Annotated in this window: 15 protein-coding genes; 6 read left to right on the top strand and 9 right to left on the bottom strand. The window is 72.5% G+C overall.

All coding sequences use genetic code 11. The annotated features are described in order from the left end of the window. Positions 1 to 32: 32 nt before the first annotated feature. Positions 33 to 1,238: an FAD-dependent oxidoreductase gene (locus tag AB0J40_RS28190; RefSeq protein WP_364458259.1), complete on the bottom strand. Its 1,206-nt coding sequence runs from the start codon at positions 1,236 to 1,238 to the stop codon at positions 33 to 35. Beyond that, positions 1,238 to 1,789: a GTP cyclohydrolase I FolE gene (gene folE, locus AB0J40_RS28195; RefSeq protein WP_364458518.1), complete on the bottom strand. Its 552-nt coding sequence runs from the start codon at positions 1,787 to 1,789 to the stop codon at positions 1,238 to 1,240. The genes AB0J40_RS28190 and folE overlap by 1 nt, the downstream gene beginning before the upstream one ends. Before the next feature lie 156 nt (positions 1,790 to 1,945). On the opposite strand from folE, the gene AB0J40_RS28200 reads away from it, so the two are divergent. Then, positions 1,946 to 2,596, top strand: coding sequence for a helix-turn-helix domain-containing protein (locus tag AB0J40_RS28200; RefSeq protein ID WP_364458262.1), 651 nt, complete (start codon positions 1,946 to 1,948; stop codon positions 2,594 to 2,596). Positions 2,597 to 2,598: 2 nt separating this feature from the next. Here AB0J40_RS28200 and AB0J40_RS28205 read toward each other — a convergent pair whose 3' ends face one another. From AB0J40_RS28205 to AB0J40_RS28215, 3 genes are read right to left on the bottom strand one after another with little or no spacing between them, the layout of a single operon-like run. Beyond that, a complete protein-coding gene (locus AB0J40_RS28205) occupies positions 2,599 to 3,327 on the bottom strand; it encodes a sulfite exporter TauE/SafE family protein (RefSeq protein WP_364458265.1) in 729 nt (242 codons plus the stop codon). 60 nt (positions 3,328 to 3,387) lie between these two features. Beyond that, positions 3,388 to 4,491, bottom strand: coding sequence for a CU044_5270 family protein (locus tag AB0J40_RS28210; RefSeq protein ID WP_364458268.1), 1,104 nt, complete (start codon positions 4,489 to 4,491; stop codon positions 3,388 to 3,390). Beyond that, positions 4,484 to 5,056 (bottom strand): RNA polymerase sigma factor, encoded by a 573-nt coding sequence (locus tag AB0J40_RS28215; RefSeq protein WP_364458271.1) that lies wholly within the window; start codon positions 5,054 to 5,056, stop codon positions 4,484 to 4,486. The genes AB0J40_RS28210 and AB0J40_RS28215 overlap by 8 nt, the downstream gene beginning before the upstream one ends. A gap of 104 nt (positions 5,057 to 5,160) precedes the next feature. Here AB0J40_RS28215 and AB0J40_RS28220 point away from each other — a divergent pair, with 104 nt between their 5' ends. The 3 genes from AB0J40_RS28220 (at position 5,161) to AB0J40_RS28230 (ending at position 10,871) form a co-directional block, all read left to right on the top strand. After that, positions 5,161 to 5,424 (top strand): hypothetical protein, encoded by a 264-nt coding sequence (locus AB0J40_RS28220; protein WP_364458274.1) that lies wholly within the window; start codon positions 5,161 to 5,163, stop codon positions 5,422 to 5,424. 106 nt (positions 5,425 to 5,530) lie between these two features. Beyond that, positions 5,531 to 6,574: a LacI family DNA-binding transcriptional regulator gene (locus AB0J40_RS28225; RefSeq protein ID WP_364458277.1), complete on the top strand. Its 1,044-nt coding sequence runs from the start codon at positions 5,531 to 5,533 to the stop codon at positions 6,572 to 6,574. 214 nt (positions 6,575 to 6,788) lie between these two features. Continuing rightward, complete coding sequence (locus tag AB0J40_RS28230; RefSeq protein WP_364458280.1) at positions 6,789 to 10,871, top strand: beta-galactosidase; 4,083 nt, start codon at positions 6,789 to 6,791, stop codon at positions 10,869 to 10,871. Here the strand turns inward: AB0J40_RS28230 and AB0J40_RS28235 are convergent. Together AB0J40_RS28235 and AB0J40_RS28240 are read right to left on the bottom strand one after the other, a co-directional pair. Then, positions 10,852 to 11,556 (bottom strand): DUF6008 family protein, encoded by a 705-nt coding sequence (locus AB0J40_RS28235; protein ID WP_364458283.1) that lies wholly within the window; start codon positions 11,554 to 11,556, stop codon positions 10,852 to 10,854. The two genes, AB0J40_RS28230 and AB0J40_RS28235, sit on opposite strands and share 20 nt — an antisense overlap. A gap of 329 nt (positions 11,557 to 11,885) precedes the next feature. After that, entirely contained in the window at positions 11,886 to 12,503 is a 618-nt protein-coding gene (locus AB0J40_RS28240; protein ID WP_364458286.1) for a LysE family transporter, read from the bottom strand. 217 nt (positions 12,504 to 12,720) lie between these two features. Here AB0J40_RS28240 and AB0J40_RS28245 point away from each other — a divergent pair, with 217 nt between their 5' ends. Further along, positions 12,721 to 13,515, top strand: coding sequence for an SDR family oxidoreductase (locus AB0J40_RS28245; protein ID WP_364458289.1), 795 nt, complete (start codon positions 12,721 to 12,723; stop codon positions 13,513 to 13,515). Positions 13,516 to 13,817: 302 nt separating this feature from the next. Then, entirely contained in the window at positions 13,818 to 13,943 is a 126-nt protein-coding gene (locus tag AB0J40_RS28250) for a hypothetical protein (RefSeq protein ID WP_364458292.1), read from the top strand. A 1-nt stretch (position 13,944) separates the two neighbouring features. On the opposite strand, the gene AB0J40_RS28255 is transcribed toward AB0J40_RS28250, so the two are convergent. Beyond that, positions 13,945 to 15,396, bottom strand: coding sequence for a cellulose binding domain-containing protein (locus tag AB0J40_RS28255; RefSeq protein WP_364458295.1), 1,452 nt, complete (start codon positions 15,394 to 15,396; stop codon positions 13,945 to 13,947). 119 nt (positions 15,397 to 15,515) lie between these two features. Further along, on the bottom strand, positions 15,516 to 17,555 hold the full coding sequence (locus AB0J40_RS28260; RefSeq protein ID WP_364458298.1) for a phosphocholine-specific phospholipase C: 2,040 nt from the start codon (positions 17,553 to 17,555) through the stop codon (positions 15,516 to 15,518). Positions 17,556 to 17,616: the final 61 nt, after the last annotated feature.

The raw sequence follows: 17,616 nt of genomic DNA on the forward strand, positions 1-17,616 counted from the left end.
TGTTTCCCACCCACGACCCGTAGCCGGCGCGGCTAGCTCGGGAGCGGGCGGGCGGTGTCGGCCAGCTGGTCGGGGTCGACCGTCCGTCCACTGCGGATCAGTTCGCGGACCGCGTCGAGGCCCTCGTCCCACTGGTTGACGTGCAGGCCGGCGACCACCCGGCCGTCCGCCAGCCAGAACGCGTGGAAGGCGTCGTCCTCGCCGCGGGTCACCACGCGGTCGTACCCGCCGGGCGGGAACCAGCCGGTGAACTCCATGCCCACGTCGTACTGGTCGGAGAAGAAGTACGGCAGGTCGTCGTGGACCACCTCGCGGCCGAGCATCGACAGCGCCGCCGCCGGGCCGCCGTTGGTGGCCGCCGCCCAGTGCTCCACGCGGACGCGGCGCTCGTACTTCGGGTGCCACGCGCTCGCGACGTCGCCCGCGGCGAACACGTCCGGGTCCTCGGTGCGCAGGGCGGCGTCCACGCAGACGCCGTCGTCGACCGCGAGGCCGGCTTCCTCGGCCAGCTGCGTTTCGGGCCGCGCGCCGATGCCGACGATCACCACGTCGGCCGGGATCTCACCCACCTCCGTCCGCACGGCCGTGACCGACGTGTCGCCCGCGAAGCCCGTCACCCCGGTGCCGAGCCGCAGGTCGACGCCGTGGCGGCGGTGCAGGTCGGCGAAGAACGCGCCCAGCTCCGGCCCGAGCGTCGCGTGCAGCGGGGACGGGCTCGGTTCGACGATCGTCACCTCGCAGCCGTAGGTCCGGGCCGCCGCCGCGGTTTCCAGGCCGATCCAGCCCGCGCCCGCCACGACGACCCGCCCGCCCGCGGCCAGCGCGTCGCGCAGGCGGTCGGCGTGCGCGAGCCGGCGCAGGTAGTGAACGCCCTTGAGGTCGTTGCCGGGCACCCGCAGCCGCCGCGGCGACGCCCCGGTGGCCAGCAGCAGTTTCGTGTAGCCGAGGCGTTCGCCGCCGGCCAGCTCGATTTCGTGGGCGGCGCGGTCCAGTGCCGTGACGCGGCGGCCGGTCAGCACTTCGATGCCCTGGTCGGCGTACCACTTCTCGTCGTGGACGAAGACCGACGCACGGTCGTCCCGGCCGAGCAGGTACCCCTTCGACAGCGGCGGTCGCTCGTAGGGCAGGTCCGGCTCCGCGCCGACGAGCACGACGCGCCCGGCGAACCCTTCCGCCCGCAGCGTTTCCACGGCCTTCGCGCCGGTCAGCCCGGCGCCGACGACGACGAACGCGTCCATCAGGCATGCACCCCGGTCAGCGCGAAGAACTCCTGCCGCGACTTGGGTTCCTCCCGCAGCAGGCCGTGCAGCGACGACGTCACGGTGAGCGCGCCGGCGGCCCGCACGCCGCGCAGCGACATGCACAGGTGCTCGGCTTCGATCACGACGCCGACGCCCTTGGGCGCGAGGTGCTCCTGCAGCCAGTCGGCGACCTGCTTGGTCAGCCGCTCCTGCACCTGCAGGTCGCGCGCGAACATCTCGACCACGCGGGCGAGCTTCGACAACCCCAGGATCCGCTCGCCGGGCAGGTACCCGACGTGCGCGACGCCGCGGAAGGGCAGCAGGTGGTGCTCGCACAGCGACTGCACCGGGATGCTCTTCGCGAGCACGAGCTCGTCGTAGCCCTCGTCGTTCGGGAACGTCGTGAGCCGGAAGTCGCGCGGCTTCAGCATTTCCGCGTACGCGTTGGCCACCCGCCGCGGCGTGTCGCCCAAGTGCTCGGACGACGGGTCCTTGCCCAGGGCGCGCAGCAGGTCCGCGACCGCGCGTTCCGCCGCGGGCAGGTCCATCGCGTCACGGTCGTGGACGACACCCAGGTGCCGCAGCGGCACGGGTTCGCTGACGGGTTCGACGGTCACGGGAGGCCTCCTTCTAAAACCAAGACGAGCCGACGTTAGAAGCCCGCGGGGGTTTTCGTCAACGGTCATTTGTTTTAGAGTGCTCGGATGCACAAGTCCCAGGCCGGCGCGCTGGCCGCGGTGGCGGCGCTCGACGAGCCGACGCGGCGCCGGCTGTACGAGTACGTCGTCCGGCGCCCGCACCCGGTGAGCCGCGACGACGTGGCCGCGGCGCTCGCGGTCCCCCGCGCGACCGTCGCCTTCCACCTGGACCGCCTGGTGGAAGAGCAGCTGCTGGTCGTCGAGTACGAGCGCCGCAGCGGCCGCACCGGGCCGGGCGCGGGCCGTCCGGCCAAGCTCTACCGCCGGTCTGACCGGCAGGTGAGCGTGTCGGTGCCGGAGCGGCACTACGAGCTGGCCGGGGAACTCCTCGCGTCGGCGATCGAGGAGGCCGACGAGACCGGCGGGTCGGCGCGGGAGATCCTGGGCCGCCGCGCCCGCGAACACGGCGCGGGACTGGCCGCTCCGGACATCGTTTCCGCGTTGGAGGAGCACGGCTTCGAGCCGCGTGCCGAGGGCGACGGCGTGCTGCTCGGCAACTGCCCGTTCCAGCGGCTGGCCCGGACGCACCCGCGGCTGGTCTGCGAGATGAACCTGGGGCTGGTCGAGGGCCTGCTCGAAGGAGCGGGGGAGAGCGGGCTGCGGGCCCGGCTCGACCCGCAGCCCGGGTGCTGCTGCGTGCGGCTCGCGCCCGCCTGAGGTCAGCGGGGGAGGAACGCCAGCACGCCGAGGAACGCGCCGAAGCCGACGAGGGCCGCCGAGGCGATGCGGTGGAGGCTGCGGCCGCGCAGTCTTCTCGCCAGCCGGGTGCCCAGCAACGTTCCCGCGCCCGCCAGGACCCCCAGCGCGCTGCCGAGTCCGAAGTGGACGGACCCCTGCGTCGCGTACCCGAGGGTCGCGAACCCCACCAGCGGCAGCTGGATCAGCTGCCCGGCGGCGATCGTCGTCAACGCGGGTACCCCGAGGGCCAGCAGCACCGGCACGAGCAGGACGGGCCCGCCCGTGCCGGTCAGCGCCGACCCGAACCCGACGGCCGCGCCGACCGCGACGGCGGCGAGAGCCGACAGCTCACGGGATTCCCGCGGCCGCGCCCAGAGGTTGAACGCGCCGGAGCCTGCGGTCACCACGGCGAGGAAGAGCCAGAGCACCGTCGCCGGGACGACGCCGTTCACCAGGGCCCCGGCCGCCGCGGCCGGGGCCGCGCCGAGCGTGAGCCGGCCGCCGAAGCGCCACGGCATGGCCTGGTGCCGGGCGTAGGCCGCGGTGCCGACCGCGCCGGTGAACAGGAAGCACCAGCTGCTGGTGCCCGCCGCCGCGTGGATGTCGAGGCCGGCGAGCCAGGTCAGCGCGGGCGGCAGGAGGACGCCGCCGATGCCGATCAGCCCGATGAAGACGCCGACCGGCACCGCCAGCAGCAGGACGGCTACCACGGTCCTGGAAAGTCCACAGTGGACAAAACGTCGACATCCACGGCCCCGACGCTAACACGCCTACCTGGCGGGCACCGCCCCGAGCCGGGTGGCGACGCCGGTCGTGATCGCGCTCGCGCCGATCTCCGTGCCCGGCTTGATCCACGGCTCGTCCGGCTCCGCGCCGGCGACCTCGCGCTCGCCGATGAACTGCCCGGTCACCGGGTCGATGATCAGCTGGCGGATCTCGTGGCGGTCGTCGAGGCCGAGGGCGACGCCGGTGCGGCCGTCGAGGTTCGTCTCCGCCGCCAGCACCGTCATGCCCGGGATCTTCGCCAGCGCGCGGTACCACTGCGCGCGCAGCCCGGCCGGCATCAGCCCGGCCCGGAGGATCTCGATGCCGTAGTGGAACATCACCCGCGGCGTCGAGCCGCGGCCCGCCGTCAGCGCTTGCAGCTTCGCGTACAGCGCGGCCGGGTCGTGCGGCAGCGTCGCGTAGAACGCGGGGCTGTCCCAGTCGCCCGGGTCGTCGCACTTCTTGGCCGGCTTGGACTTCGGGAAGAAGTCGCCGCACCGGCCCTGCCACTGGCCCTGGTCGGTCTTCGTGACCTCGGGCACCGGCGCCTGCGCCTGCGGCACCGAGCCGCCGAGGAACTTCCCGGTGCCGAGGATCCTGCGGTCCTCCTGCCAGACGTCGTGGGCGTCGGCCGGGATCCAGCGGTCGATCTGCTGCTCCCACAGGTAGGTGTACCCGGTCGCGTCGCCGGTCTGGACGCTGCGCCGGACCCACGTGTGCTCCGCGACGAAGCGGAACTGCCCCGGGCCGACCGGCTGGTCGACCGCGCCGACGCTGAGGTCCGCCGCCCGGTTCAGCACCTGCGCCGCCGACATCAGCTTGATGTCGGGCCAGTTCGCGGTCGGATTCGGGCTCGGGGGCGCGGCCCGGGGGACGTCCGGCGCCGGGGCCGGGCCGGTCTGGCCGACGACGGCCACCGTGACCGCCCCGGCGACGGCGGCGGCGACCGGCACGGCGAGCCACCGGCGGGACCGCTTCGGCCGCGGCGGGACGACGGCGGGTGCGGCGTCCAGCTCGGCCAGCAGCCGGGCCCGGGCGGCGGACAGGTCGGCCGGTGCCGTGCGGGCGTCGCGGTGGAGCAGCTCGAGGGTTTCGTCGAGCTCACGCATGGGGGTTCTCCTCGGTGGGGACGAGCTGGGCCTGGAGACGGTGGCGGACGCGGTGCAGGCGCGAGCGCACCGTGCTGGCGGGCACGCCGAGCGCTTCGGCGACTTCGGCCGGCTCGAGCCCGGCCCAGGAGGTGAGCAGCAGGACGTCGCGGTCCTGTTCGGGCAACGCGGCGAGCTCGCCCGCGAGGACGCGCAGGCGCGCGGCCGCGTCGACCCGGCCCGCGACCGCGGTGTCGTGGTTCTCTTCCGGCCGCTCTTCGGCGCCGGCCTTCGCCGTCAGCTGGAAGCCGCGCACCTCCTGGCGCAGGTGGTTGCGCAGCAGGTTGGTGGCGATCCCGTAGAGCCAGCCGCGGATCGGCGCCTGCTCGGGGTCGTAGCTGGCGCGTCTTCGCAGCGCGACGACGAACGTCTCGGCCACGAGGTCGTCGGCGGCGTGCACGCCCACCCGGCCCGCGAGGTACCCGCGCAGGGGATGGGCGTACTCGTCGAAGAGCCGCGAGAAGACCTCTTTCGGATCCTTCGCGGCGAGGTCGGGCCGGTCGAGCCGTTCCACGATTCTGGTCACGCTACTGGTTGTCGCGACCCGCCGCCCGCGTCCCCGGAGTGAGACCCAGGCCACATCCGGCCATCGTCCGCGAACAGCGGCGCGGGCCGCGGACAACAGCCGGTATGGAATGGCGAGGCGCGATGCTGCTGGCCGGGACGTGCGCCGGCGTGGTGGTGGCGATGCTGGCTCTGGCCGCGGCGGTCCGGCCGCCGGTGCCCGCCGCGCCACCCGCCGCGCCGCCGTTGACGACGAGCGTGGCCACGACGGCCACGTCCGCGCCGCCGGAGACGACGGCGAAACGCCGGACCGCGCAACCCGACGCCGCGGCTCGCCCGGTCGTGACGTCTCCGCCGGCGAAGGCGCTCCGGACGGCACCGAAGTCGTGAAAGCGCGGCTCGGCCGGTCCTGACGCGCCCGGCGTCCGCCGCCCGCGGGCCGTTCGGCGGTACGGTCTTCCCGGTGGTGACGCGGCGCGAGGTTAAGGGGGCCAGGGTGGTGGACCGGGCGAAGCCGGGGGAGCAGGCCAGGACGTCGGCCCCGGGGCCGCGGCAGCCCAGCCTGGCCGACGTCGCCGGCATGGCCGGGGTCTCGCACATGACCGTCTCGCGCGTGGTGAACGAAAGCGGGCCGGTCCGCCCGGAGACCCGCGAGCGGGTCCTCGCCGCGGTGCAGAAGCTCGGGTACCGGCCCAACACGGCCGCGCGGACGCTGGTCACCGGCCGGTCGGGCACCCTCGGCGTGGTCGCGCTGGAGTCGAACCTCTACGGGCCGGCGAGCACCCTGTACGGCATCGAGAACGCCGCGCGGGAGGCCGGCTACGGCGTCGCGATCTGCAGCGTCACCCGGCCGGGCCGGACCTCGATCGGCGACGCGGTGGAAAGCCTCCGGCGCCAGGCGGTCGAGGGCATCGTCGTGATCGCCCCGCACGTGACGGCCGGGCGGGCACTGGCGGCGGTGCCGGGCGACATCGCGGTGGTCGCGGTCGGCGGCGGCGAGTCGGCGCCGGTGCCGGTGATCTCGGTCGACCAGTACGACGGCGCCCGCCGCGCCACCGAGCACCTGCTGGCGCTGGGGCACAAGACGGTCTGGCACCTGGCGGGCCCGGAGGACTGGCTCGAGGCCCGCGACCGCGAACGCGGCTGGCGCGAGACCCTGGAACGGCGCGGCCTGCGGGTCCCGGCGGTCGTGCGCGGCGACTGGAGCCCGCGGTCGGGCTACGAGGCGGGCCGGGCGCTCGTCGGCAAGCGCGGGCTCAAGGCGGTGTTCTCGGCCAACGACCAGATGGCGCTGGGGCTGCTGCGCGCGTTCACCGAGGCCGGGATCCGGGTGCCGGAGGACGTCCAGGTGGCGGGCTTCGACGACGTCCCCGAGGCGGCGTACTTCACCCCGCCGCTGACGACGGTCCGGCAGGACTTCATCGAGGTCGGCCGCAAGACGTTCGGGCTCCTGGAGGACCGGATGGCCGGCGGCGACGTCCGGGCGCGGCACCTGGTGCCGGCCGAGCTGATCGTGCGGGAGAGCACCGGTCCCCGCTGAAAGCGCCCCAATGTGGCCTTCGGTGCGTCAGACGCACCGAAGGCCACATTGGGTGCGTCAGACGCAACCAAGGCCACATTGGGGCGCTTGCCCCGGGGCATGTTAGCGCTAACGCTACCTCGGCACTGATCCATCCCGGTGTTGTATCTTGACCGCTTCTGTGTGATCGGCAAAGGATCGTGTTCGGTTCAGCGCCGTTCCTGGAGGTCCCCGCATGCGTGCCGTCGTCCGGACCCTGCTCGTCGCCGTGCTCGCCTTCGTCGGGCTGACCGTCCCGCAGGCCTCCGCCGCGCCGCCGCCCAAAGCCGCCCACACCGTCACCTACGACGGCTACTCCTTCCTCGTCGACGGCAACCGCACCTACCTCTGGTCCGGCGAGTTCCACTCCTACCGCCTCCCCAGCCCCGACCTCTGGCTGGACATCTTCCAGAAGATGAAGGCCGCCGGCTTCAACGCGACCTCCCTCTACTTCGACTGGGGCTACCACTCGCCGCGCCAGGGCGTCTACGACTTCACCGGCATCCGCGACCTCGACAAGCTCCTCGACATGGCCCAGCAGGCCGGGCTCTACGTGATCGCACGGCCCGGGCCCTACATCAACGCCGAAGTCGACGGCGGCGGCTTCCCGACCTGGCTGTCCACCACCCCCGGCCACACCCGCAGCGCCGACCCGGTCTACCTGAAGTACTCCGACGAGTGGCAGACGCAGATCGACCGGATCATCGCGCGCCACCAGCTGACCGACGGAACCGGCAGCGTGCTGGCCTACCAAGTGGAGAACGAGTACTACAACGGCAACGCCGACGGCCGCGCGTACATGAAGCACCTCGAGGACAAGGCCCGTGCCGACGGCATCACGGTTCCCCTGGTGGGCAACAACAACGGCACGTTCAACGCCGGCGAGGCCGCGCTCGACGTCGACGCCGCCGACTCCTACCCGCAGGGCTTCGACTGCTCGAACCCGACGCGCTGGAACGGCGTCCCCGACATCAGCTACGACCACGTGCCCGGCAAGCCGCTGATCACCGCCGAGTTCCAGGGCGGCGCCTTCGACCCGTGGGGCGGTCCCGGCTACGAGAAGTGCGCGCAGCTGATCAACGACCAGTTCGCGAACGTCTTCTACAAGCAGAACATCGCGGTCGGCGCCACCGGCCAGAGCTTCTACATGCTGCACGGCGGCACCTCGTGGGGCTGGAGCGCGATCCCCCAGAACTACACGTCCTACGACTACGGCGCCGCCATCACCGAAGGCCGCCAGTTCGACCCGAAGTACGCCGAGGACAAGCTGATCGGCTACTTCACCCAGGCCGTGACGCCGTTGACCAAGACCGACGGTCTCGCGCAGGCGCCGCTGACCGACCCGGCCCTCACCGACACCGCCCGGATCAACCCGGACACCCGCACGCAGTTCCACACCCTGCGCCACACCGATTCGACGTCCGCCGCCACGAACACCACCACGATGGCGCTCGACCTCGCCGCGCACGCCGGCTACACCTACGACGACCGCGCCGCCGAAGTCGGCTACACCGGCGCCTGGAGCCACGTCGGGGCCGAGGTGAACTACACCGGCGGGGACTACCAGCACACCGAGTCGTTTTCCGAGGCGACCGGCGACAGCGTGACCATCCCGTTCAGCGGCACCGGGATCCGCTGGGTGACGTCGAAGGACGGCAACCACGGCATCGCCGACGTCTACCTCGACGACGCGAAGGTCAGCACCGTCGACCTCTACGCGGGCAGCAAGCAGAACCAGGTCACCGGCTACGAGGTGCGTGACCTGCCCGCCGGCGCGCACACGCTCAAGATCGTCGTGACCGGCCAGAAGAACGCCAAGGCCACCGGGCCGTTCGTCGTCGTGGACGCCGTCGACCTCCTCACCGGCAGCGGCGACTACTACCCGGTCGTGCCGCAGCAGCCCGGCACCGGGATCACGCTGAACGGCCGCCAGTCGAAGATCGTCGTCGCCGGGTACGACGTCGGGAAGACACGCCTGCAGTACTCGACGTCGGAGATCCTGACGAACGCGGCCATCGGCGGCCGGGACGTCGCGGTCCTCTACGGGGACAAGGGCGGTCCGGGCGAGACCGTCCTGCGGTTCGCGCAGCAGCCTTCGGTGCGGGTGCTCGGCGGCGCCGCGACGTCCACTTGGGACGCGGCCCGCGGCGACCTGCGGCTGAACTACACCCACGACGGCCTGACGCGGGTGCTCGTCACCGCGCCCGGGCAGCGGCCGCTGCTCCTGCTGCTCGCCGACAAGACCACGGCGGCGACGTTCTGGCGCCAGGACACCGCGGCGGGCCCGGTGCTGGTCCGCGGCACGCACCTGGTGCGCACCGCGGCCGACGACCACGGCACGCTGAACCTGACCGGCGACACCGGCACCGACGGCGCGTTCGAGGTCTTCGCGGCCGAGAAGTCGGTGTCCTGGAACGGTTCCCGCGTCGCGACGCAGCCGACGTCGAGCGGCAGCCTCACCGCCGCCGCGCCGGCCGCGAAACCGGTGACGCTGCCCGAGCTGACCGGGTGGAAGCACCAGCAGGAATCACCAGAGAGCCAACCGAGCTTCGACGACTCGGCGTGGCCCGTGGCCGACAAGGACACCACCAACAGCTCGACGACGCTCGGCACCAAGCCCGTGCTCTTCGCCGACGACTACGGTTTCCACACCGGCAACACCTGGTACCGCGGCCGGTTCACCGGCGACGGGAAGCAGACCGGGATCACGCTGTCGAGCCAGAGCGGTGGCCCGGCGGGCGCCTTCTCGGCGTGGCTCAACGGTGTCTTCCTCGGCAGCTCGACCGACCCGCAGCACACGTTCCCCTTCCCGGCGGGAGCACTCAAGCCGGGTGAGAACGTGCTCTCCGTGCTGACCGTGAACATGGGCCACGAGGAGGACTACGGCGCGAGCAACGGCAACAAGGCCGCGCGCGGGCTCACCTCCGCCCGGCTGACCGGTGCGCCGCTGACGTCGGTGACCTGGCGGCTCCAGGGCGTCCGCGGCGGCGAGACCGGGCTCGACCCGGTCCGCGGCCCGCTCAACACCGGCGGGCTGTACGGCGAGCGCGCGGGCTGGTCGCTGCCCGGCTTCCCGGACGGGCGCTGGGCTTCGACGTCGCTGCCGGCGAAGGACACGACCCCGGGGGTGTCCTGGTACCGCACCGCCGCCGAGCTGGATCTGCCGCGCGGCCAGGACACTTCGCTCGGCCTCACGATCACCGACGACCCCGCGCGGCAGTATCGGGCGCTGATCTTCGTCAACGGCTGGCAGCTCGGCCAGTACGTCAACTACCTCGGGCCGCAGCACAGCTTCCCGATCCCGAACGGCGTCCTGAACCCCAACGGGCACAACACGATCGCCGTCGCGGTGTGGAACCTCGACGGCGGCACCGGCGGCCTCGGCAAGATCGCGTGGACGAACTACGGCAGCTACTCCTCGCCGCTGACCGTGCGGCAGAACGCGTCGCCGGGCTTCGACCCCGCGCGGTACGCGATGCCGGCCGCACCGGCGACGACCGTGTCGCTGACCGCGCCGGACACCGCGTCGGGCGGGCAGCGGTTCACCGCGTCGGCCACGGTCCGGGTGGCCGCGGGCGCACCGGTGGCGTTCGACGTGCGGCCGGTGCTCACCGCGCCGGCCGGCTGGACCGTCGGAACGGCGTCCCCGCCTTCGGTGGCGAAGATCGACGGCGGCCGGACGGCGACCTTCACCTGGCCCGTCACCGCTCCCTCCACAGTGGACACCTCGGCACTGAAGGTGGTGGTGGGGTACCGGCAGGCGGGGCGGCCGGGGTCGGCGTCGGACGAGCGGATCGTCGGCGCGGTACCGCCCGCACCGCCGGCCGGGCAGGTGGCGGTGAGCTCCCTGCCGTTCCTGACCGCGACCAACGGCTGGGGTCCCGTCGAGCGCGACACCAGCAACGGCGAGGCGAACGCGGGCGACGGCAAGCCGATGACGATCGGCGGAGTGGCGTACGCGAAGGGCCTGGGCGCGCACGCGGCGAGCGACGTCCAGCTCTACCTGGCGGGCGCCTGCACCCGCCTGACGGCCTCGGTCGGTGTCGACGGCGAGACGGGCACCGGCGGCAGCGTGAGTTTCAGCGTCGCGGCCGACGGGGCGACGCGCGTCACGACACCGGTGGTCCGTGGCGGCCAGGCGGCTGTGCCGATCGACGTCGACGTCACCGGTGCGCAGGTCCTGGACCTGCTGGTCGGCGACGGCGGGGACGGCAACGGCAACGACCACGCGGACTGGGCGCTGCCGACGCTGACCTGCGCTACGCCGCCTGCCGGGTGACGTCGGCGAGGGGCCGGACGAAGAACGTCGCCCGGACCTCCCGGCGCTCCCGCCACAGGTGGTACAGCGCGAGGCCGAAGATGACCGAGCCGGCGACGTTCGCGGCGAAGTGCCACCAGACGCGGTAGGTGGTCAGCCCGGGTCCCGGGTCGACCAGGCCGAAGAACGTCGAGAGCCCGATGGCGCGGGAGCCGAACGCCACGGACAGCGTGAGGACGAGGTGCTCGAGCCCGTGCAGGCCCTGCATCCACACGCCCATCTTCGCCCAGCGGCGGGCGCGGGTCCGCCGCGCCCGCCGCGTGATCACCATGACCCCGGCCAGGCCGGCCAGGAAGATGAAGTTGCCGGTGAGGTGCAGCAGCTCCATGCCGAACGTCGTGCGGTCCGGTAGCACCAGCTGCAGGCCGTCCGCGAGCCCGGTGCCCCAGGGTGTCATCCACGCGGGCGAGTTCGGGTGCCCGAGCCAGTATCCGACCTGGGCGACGTGCTCCTGGACGTGACCGAGCTGACCGAGCACGCCGACGCCGATGACGACGACGCAGCCGCGGTACACCCACGGCCGCACCGGCCCGCGGTTCGCGTACGCCAGCACCCCGACCGCCGCCCACATGGCCAGTGCCCAGAGCACGAGCAGCGTCGCGCCGGCGACGTCCCAGCCGGACACCGTCCCCATCGGCATGGTCATGGCCGCCTCCCGTCCGAAGTCTGCTCAGGCTAGCCGCGGAACCGGCGGCCGAACGTCTCCGTCCGTGCGGCCGCGAACCGGGCAAACCGTTACACCGCAACGGTTTTGTGGTCAGGTGAGGACAAGCCGGACGGCCAGTGCGGTGATCACTGCGCAGGGGATGAGGGCCGGCCGAGCGGCACCCGGCCGGCGGGGAGTGCTTGCCGCGTTCGCCGGGTCGGCGGACGGCGCCAGCGGGACGGCCGGCGCGGTGATCGCTCCGCTGGAGGTGAGGGCGGCCGAGCAGCGCGCCGGCCGGCGGCGCCCGGCCGATGCGGCGAGCACGAAGGTCAATCGAGGACAAGCCGGACGGCCAGTGCCGTGATCACGGCGCTGGAGGCGAGGGCCGTCACCAGCCGGCCCCGCGGCCCGGTGAGCACGCGCCCGAGCAACGCCCCTCCACCGGCGAGAAGCGCTTGCCAGCTCGCCGACGCGGCGAACGCGGCGAGCACGAACACCACCTGTTCGAGCACCGAAACGGCGTCCCCGGCGCGGTCACCGACCACGAGAGCGGTGAAGTAGACGACCGTCGTCGGGTTCACCAGCGTGATGCCGAGCAGACTCACGTAGGCGCGGCCGGGCGCGAGCGGCGTCACGGGCCGGGCGGTGGTATCTCGGTGCGCGCGCAGCGCGGACACGGCACCCCGCACCGCCAGCACGACCAGGACCCCGGCCGACACCAGCCGCAGCGGTCCGGCGACCGGTGCGACGACCCCGGCGATCGCGGCACCCCCGAGCACCGCGACCAGCGCGTACACGCCGTCGGCCGTCGCGACGCCGAGTGCCGCGGCCAAGCCGGTGCGCAGGGACGTGCGGGCGGTGAGCGCGACGAGGTAGGTGGCGACCGAGCCGACCGGGATCGCGATGCCGTAGCCGGCCAGCAGGCCGGCGAGCAGCGCGCCCGTCACGGCGCTGGGGTGATCGACCTCCGCGGACGGCTCGGCTGCTGCTGGACCGGCGCGGTGGTCGCGGCGACGGTCGGCAGGAGCGGCGTGCGGTGAGAGGTCATGCGCAGATGGTGTAGCCCCGAGTCCGGCGGGGCAACCGGATTTCCAGCCGGTGCGCACCGGGCGCCTGTGCTTGAATCGGCCGGGGGACCGGCCGACGCGAGAAAGGGTTTTCACGATGCGGGTCGACCTCAGCGGGAAGACGGCCCTGGTCACCGGGTCCACGCAGGGCATCGGCTCGGCGATCGCGGCGGGCCTGGCGGCCGCGGGCGCGCGGGTCGCGATCAACGGCCGGAGCGAGACCGGCGTCGCGAAGGCCATCGCGCGCCTGAAGGAGGACCAGCCGGACGCGGACCTGGTGCCGGCCCCGGGCGACGTCTCGGACGAGGCCGGAGCGGCCCAGGTCGTCGAAGAGGTGCCGGACGCCGACATCCTGATCAACAACCTCGGCATCTTCGGCGCCCAGGAACCCCTCGACATCACCGACGCCGACTGGCGGCGCTACTTCGAGGTCAACGTCCTGGCGGCGGTGCGGCTCACCCGTGCCTACCTGCCCGGGATGACCGAGCGCGGCTGGGGCCGGATCCAGTACATCGCCAGCGATTCCGCGGTCGTGATCCCGGCCGAGATGATCCACTACGGCGTCTCGAAGACGGCGCTGCTCGGGGTTTCGCGCGGGTTCGCCAAGCACGCGGCGGGCACCGGCGTCACGGTGAACGCCGTGATCGCGGGCCCGACGCACACCGGCGGCGTCGAGGACTTCGTCTACGAGCTGGTCGACAAGGACCTGCCGTGGGAGGAAGCGCAGCGCGAGTTCATGAAGAAGCACCGGCCGCAGTCGTTGCTGCAGCGGCTGATCGAGCCCGAAGAGATCGCGAACCTGGTGGTGTACCTGAGTTCCCCGTTCGCCTCGGCGACCACGGGCGCGGCGGTCCGCGTCGACGGCGGGTACGTCGACTCGATCGTGCCTTAGGCCCGCCCCCGCCCGGGCGCACGGGGGAGGCCCGGGAGGGAACGGGGGTTTTGGGGCCGGTACGGGGGCCGCCTCGCGGCGGAAGGCACGACACGGCTCCTGCGTTACCGGTATTCCGTGAAGGCAAGGGGTGAGGCCCGGGGGCACCGCCGTACCGACACCGGGTACAACGCTTCGCCGGTTCTGGTGTTCCGCCGCCGGGAGTGACGTGCGTCGCCGCCGTCCGGGGTACCCCGCGCAGGGGTCGCCCGGACGAGCGCGCCGGCTGTCGTGTCCGGCGTACGTCGGCCATGATCGATTTCATGGACCACATCGAGACGCCCGTGAAACCCGCCCGCGGCCTGCGCCGGGTGCTCCTCGCCGCGGCGACGGGCGCGGTGCTCGCCGCCGCGGCGTGGGTGGCGCTCTGGCTCGCCATGCACCTGTGACCTACGGCGTGACCGGGATGTTCGTCAGGCCCGACTCGGCGTTCGTCACGGTGTTGGACGCGTACACCACGTTCGGGTTCGCCGCGCACTTCGAAACCGAGCTGATCCTGATCGCGTAGGCGCCGACGCCGCCGAGGTCGGACTTGTTGTTCCGCCACACGTTCCCGCAGCCGTTGTCGAACGACGGGGACGTGCTCGTGTTGTGGTTCTCGTAGCCGTTGGCGAACACGCCCGGCGACGCGAACGTGCCCGTGTTGTCCTCGATCGTGTAGCCGATGCCCTTGACGTCGATCCAGGAGTCCGCCGAGTTCTCGCCCGAGATGCCGCGGCCGTCGAAGGTGTTGCCGCGGATGACGCCGTCGAACGTGCCTTCCTTGACGTCGATGGGCTCCGCCGCGACGAACGGGCCGATGTGGTTGTCCAGCACCTGGATCCGGTCGCCGCGGTCGACGCCGCCGGAGTTGCCGTGGCACGCCCAGTTCGAGTTGGCCGAGCCGAGGTAGACGCCTTCGCCGTAGCCCGGCTGCACGAGCCCGGTGTAGGTGATCGTCGAGTTCTTCAGCACGCTGTCGGCCGACGAGCGGCGGAAGTGGATCGCTTCTTCGTCGATGTGGTGGACGGTCACGCCGTCGATCGTGGTGTGCGGCGAGTTGTCGGCGACGATGCCCTTCTTCGACTCCTGCACGGTGAAGCCGGCGAGGGTCCAGTACGGCGCGCCGGAGAGCCAGAGGCCGTAGCCGGAGTCCCAGCCCGGGGTCGGCGTCGGGCAGTCGGGTGCGTCGCCACTCGGTCCGTCGTTGATCAGGACCGCGTTCGCCGGGCCCGAAAGCGTGATCGGCTTGGCCGCGGTGCCCGCCTTCGTCGTGACGAACGAGCCGCGGTAGGTCCCGGCCGCGAGCTTGATCGCCTGGCCGGGCACCGCGTTCGCCAGCGCGGCCTGCAGCTGGGCGGCGGTGGAGACGTTCACGGTGTCCCCGGCGGGCGGGGGTGTCGTGGTGGTCGTCGGCGGTCGGGTGGTGGTGGTCGTCGGCGGGGGCGTGGTGACCTGGCCGCCCGCGCAGGGGAGGCCGTTGACCGTGCAGCCCGCCGGCAGCCCGGAGCCGGCCACGGTGATGCCGAAGCTCACGGAGGCGCCGGGGCCGACCGTGCCGTTGAAACCGGCGTTGGAGAACTTGTAGTGCTGTCCCGACCGGGTTTCGACGGAGTTCCACGAGTTGCTCACCGCCGTGCCGGCGGGCAGGTCGAACTCGACGGTCCAGCCGGTGGCGGGCGCGTCGCCGCGGTTGGCGATCGTGTAGCCGGCGCCGTAGCCGCCGGTCCAGACCGACGTCTGGGCGAAGGTGGCGGAAAGGTTCGCCGCGGCGGCCTGGGCGCTTACGCCCCCGGCCAGGGCGACGGCGACCGCGGCGACGGCGGTACCGAGCAGAACGGCATGACGGGTTCGTGGGGACACCGATGGCCTCCGGAAAAGGGAACAGCGGAGGTGTGCGGCGGACACCCGGACTTTCCCTTTATAGGTCACGGATGTGACGTGCGTCAATGAGCTGAACGCCTGTCATGGATGTGAACACGCTAGCCGGTGACGCTCGGGGCGCCCGTCTCGAGGTGTCCGCTGAACCGGCGGAGGAACCTGGGGTCGGCGTCGAGCGTCGCGGACAGGTCGTACCAGCCGTTCCCGTACACCACCGGGTTCCAGTCGTCCGTGACGGTCTGGCCGGCGGCCAGCGAGTACGTCCACGGGCCGTCGGTGCGGTAGTGGTTCGCGGTGACCGTGACGCGCACGGCCGTCGCCCCGCTGTTGCGCATGGTCAGCCGCAGCTTGTTCTCGGTCGAGTAGCTCCCCAGGACGTCGACGCCCGCGCCCGCGCTGTTCGCGTCCCCGGCGAGGACCCAGCGGAACCGGTTGGGCCCGTGCACCGCAACGCCGTACCTGCCGCCGCCGTAGAGCTGGATCCGCCAGGTGTCGCTCACCTGCGCGCCGGGCGCGAGGTCGTAGGGCCAGGGACCGTCGGTCTGGCCGTCGTCGCGGTAGGCCATCAGCTGCACGGCCGCGCTGCCCTGGTTGGCGAACGTCGTGGTGAGGATCTTGTGGTCGGCGCTCAGGGACGTCGTGACCGAGGGCCGGTAGGGCAGCGCGCGGGCCGGGCGGGTGCCGGCTTCCTGCACGGGTACCTGCTGCTTGCCTGTGGCCGGCGGGGCCGGTTTCGGCAGCTTCTTCTGCGTGTCGTCGGCCTGCTTGCGCAGTGCCGCGGTGTCCGGCAGCAGCGGGATCCGCGTGTTCGCGGCGCCGAAGTCGAAGCACGTCGTGAGGTCGCCGCAGATCGCCCGCCGCCACGCGCTGATGTTCGGCTCGGCGACGCCGGTCCAGCGTTCGAGGAACCGGATCACCGAGGTGTGGTCGGTGACTTCGGAACTGACCCAGCCGCCGCGGCTCCACGGCGAGATCACCGTCATCGGCACGCGCGCGCCGAGCCCGATCGGCTTGCCGCCGAGGTACTCGCCGGCGGTGCCGCTCGGCGCGATCGGCGGGGCGACGTGGTCGAAGAAGCCGTCGTTCTCGTCGTAGTTGATGAAGACCACAGTGGACTCCCACAGCTTCGGGTTGGCCCACAACGCGTTCAGCACGGTCTGGGTGTACGCGGCGCCGTCGACCGGGCGGGCCTCGGGGTGCTCGCAGTAGCCGTAAGGCGCGACGACCCACGAGACGCGGGGGAGTGCGCCGCTCGCGCAGTCGGCCTTGAACTCGGCGAGGACGTGGTCGACGTTCTTGCCCTGCCCCGAATCCGGGCCCCACGTCTTGAACACACTGGCCCGTTTGGACAGATCGGAGCCGTAGTCCTGGTGGTAGGCCTTGAAGAGCCACAGCGGGTTGTCGCCGTAGTCGCCGACGAACGACCCGCTCGCGTCGCCGACCTCCTTGTTGGCGTACACCTTCCACGAGACGCCGTGCTGCTGCAGGCGTTCCGGGTAGGTCGTCCAGCTGAAGACCGGCTTGTAGTCGGCGGGGTTGTAGTTCGCCGGGCCGCCCGCCTTGCCGTCGGCGTCGATCGTGCCGGTGAACAGGTAGAGCCGGTTGGGCGTCGTCGGTCCCTGCACCGAGCAGAAGTAGTGGTCGCACACCGTGAACGCGTCGGCCAGCGCCCGGTGGAACGGGATGTCGCCGGAGTCGAAGTAGCCCATGGTCATTTCCCCCTTGGCGGGGATCCACGCGTCGTTCGCGCCGCCGGCGATCGCCTGGTGCTGGTCGGCCCAGCCGTGACCGAGGTCGCCGAGGTCCTGACCGTCCACTTTGGTCGTGTCCACTCGGAACGGCAGCAGGTACCTGCCGTCGCCGCGCCCGGAATCGGGCTGGTGGAAGACGTCCTGGCCGTTCGGCTGCACGATCGCCGAGCGGTCGCCGAAGCCGCGGACGCCCTTCATCGTGCCGTAGTAGTGGTCGAAGGAGCGGTTCTCCTGCATGAGGACCACGACGTGCTCGACGTCCGACAGGCTGCCGGAAACGCGGGGTTCGGCGAGGGCCTCGGCCATGCCGGGCGGGAGGGCGCCGAGGGCGCCGGCCGCGGCGACCCCGCCGAGGAAGGTGCGTCGGGTGAGCTCGTGCGGGTCGGCCATCACGGGAGCCTCCAGGGGACCTCGGCAGGGCTGCGCCAGCGTAGGTCGTCAAGGCCGTCCG

The organism is Amycolatopsis sp. NPDC049691, assembly GCF_040675005.1.
Lineage (GTDB): Bacteria > Actinomycetota > Actinomycetes > Mycobacteriales > Pseudonocardiaceae > Amycolatopsis.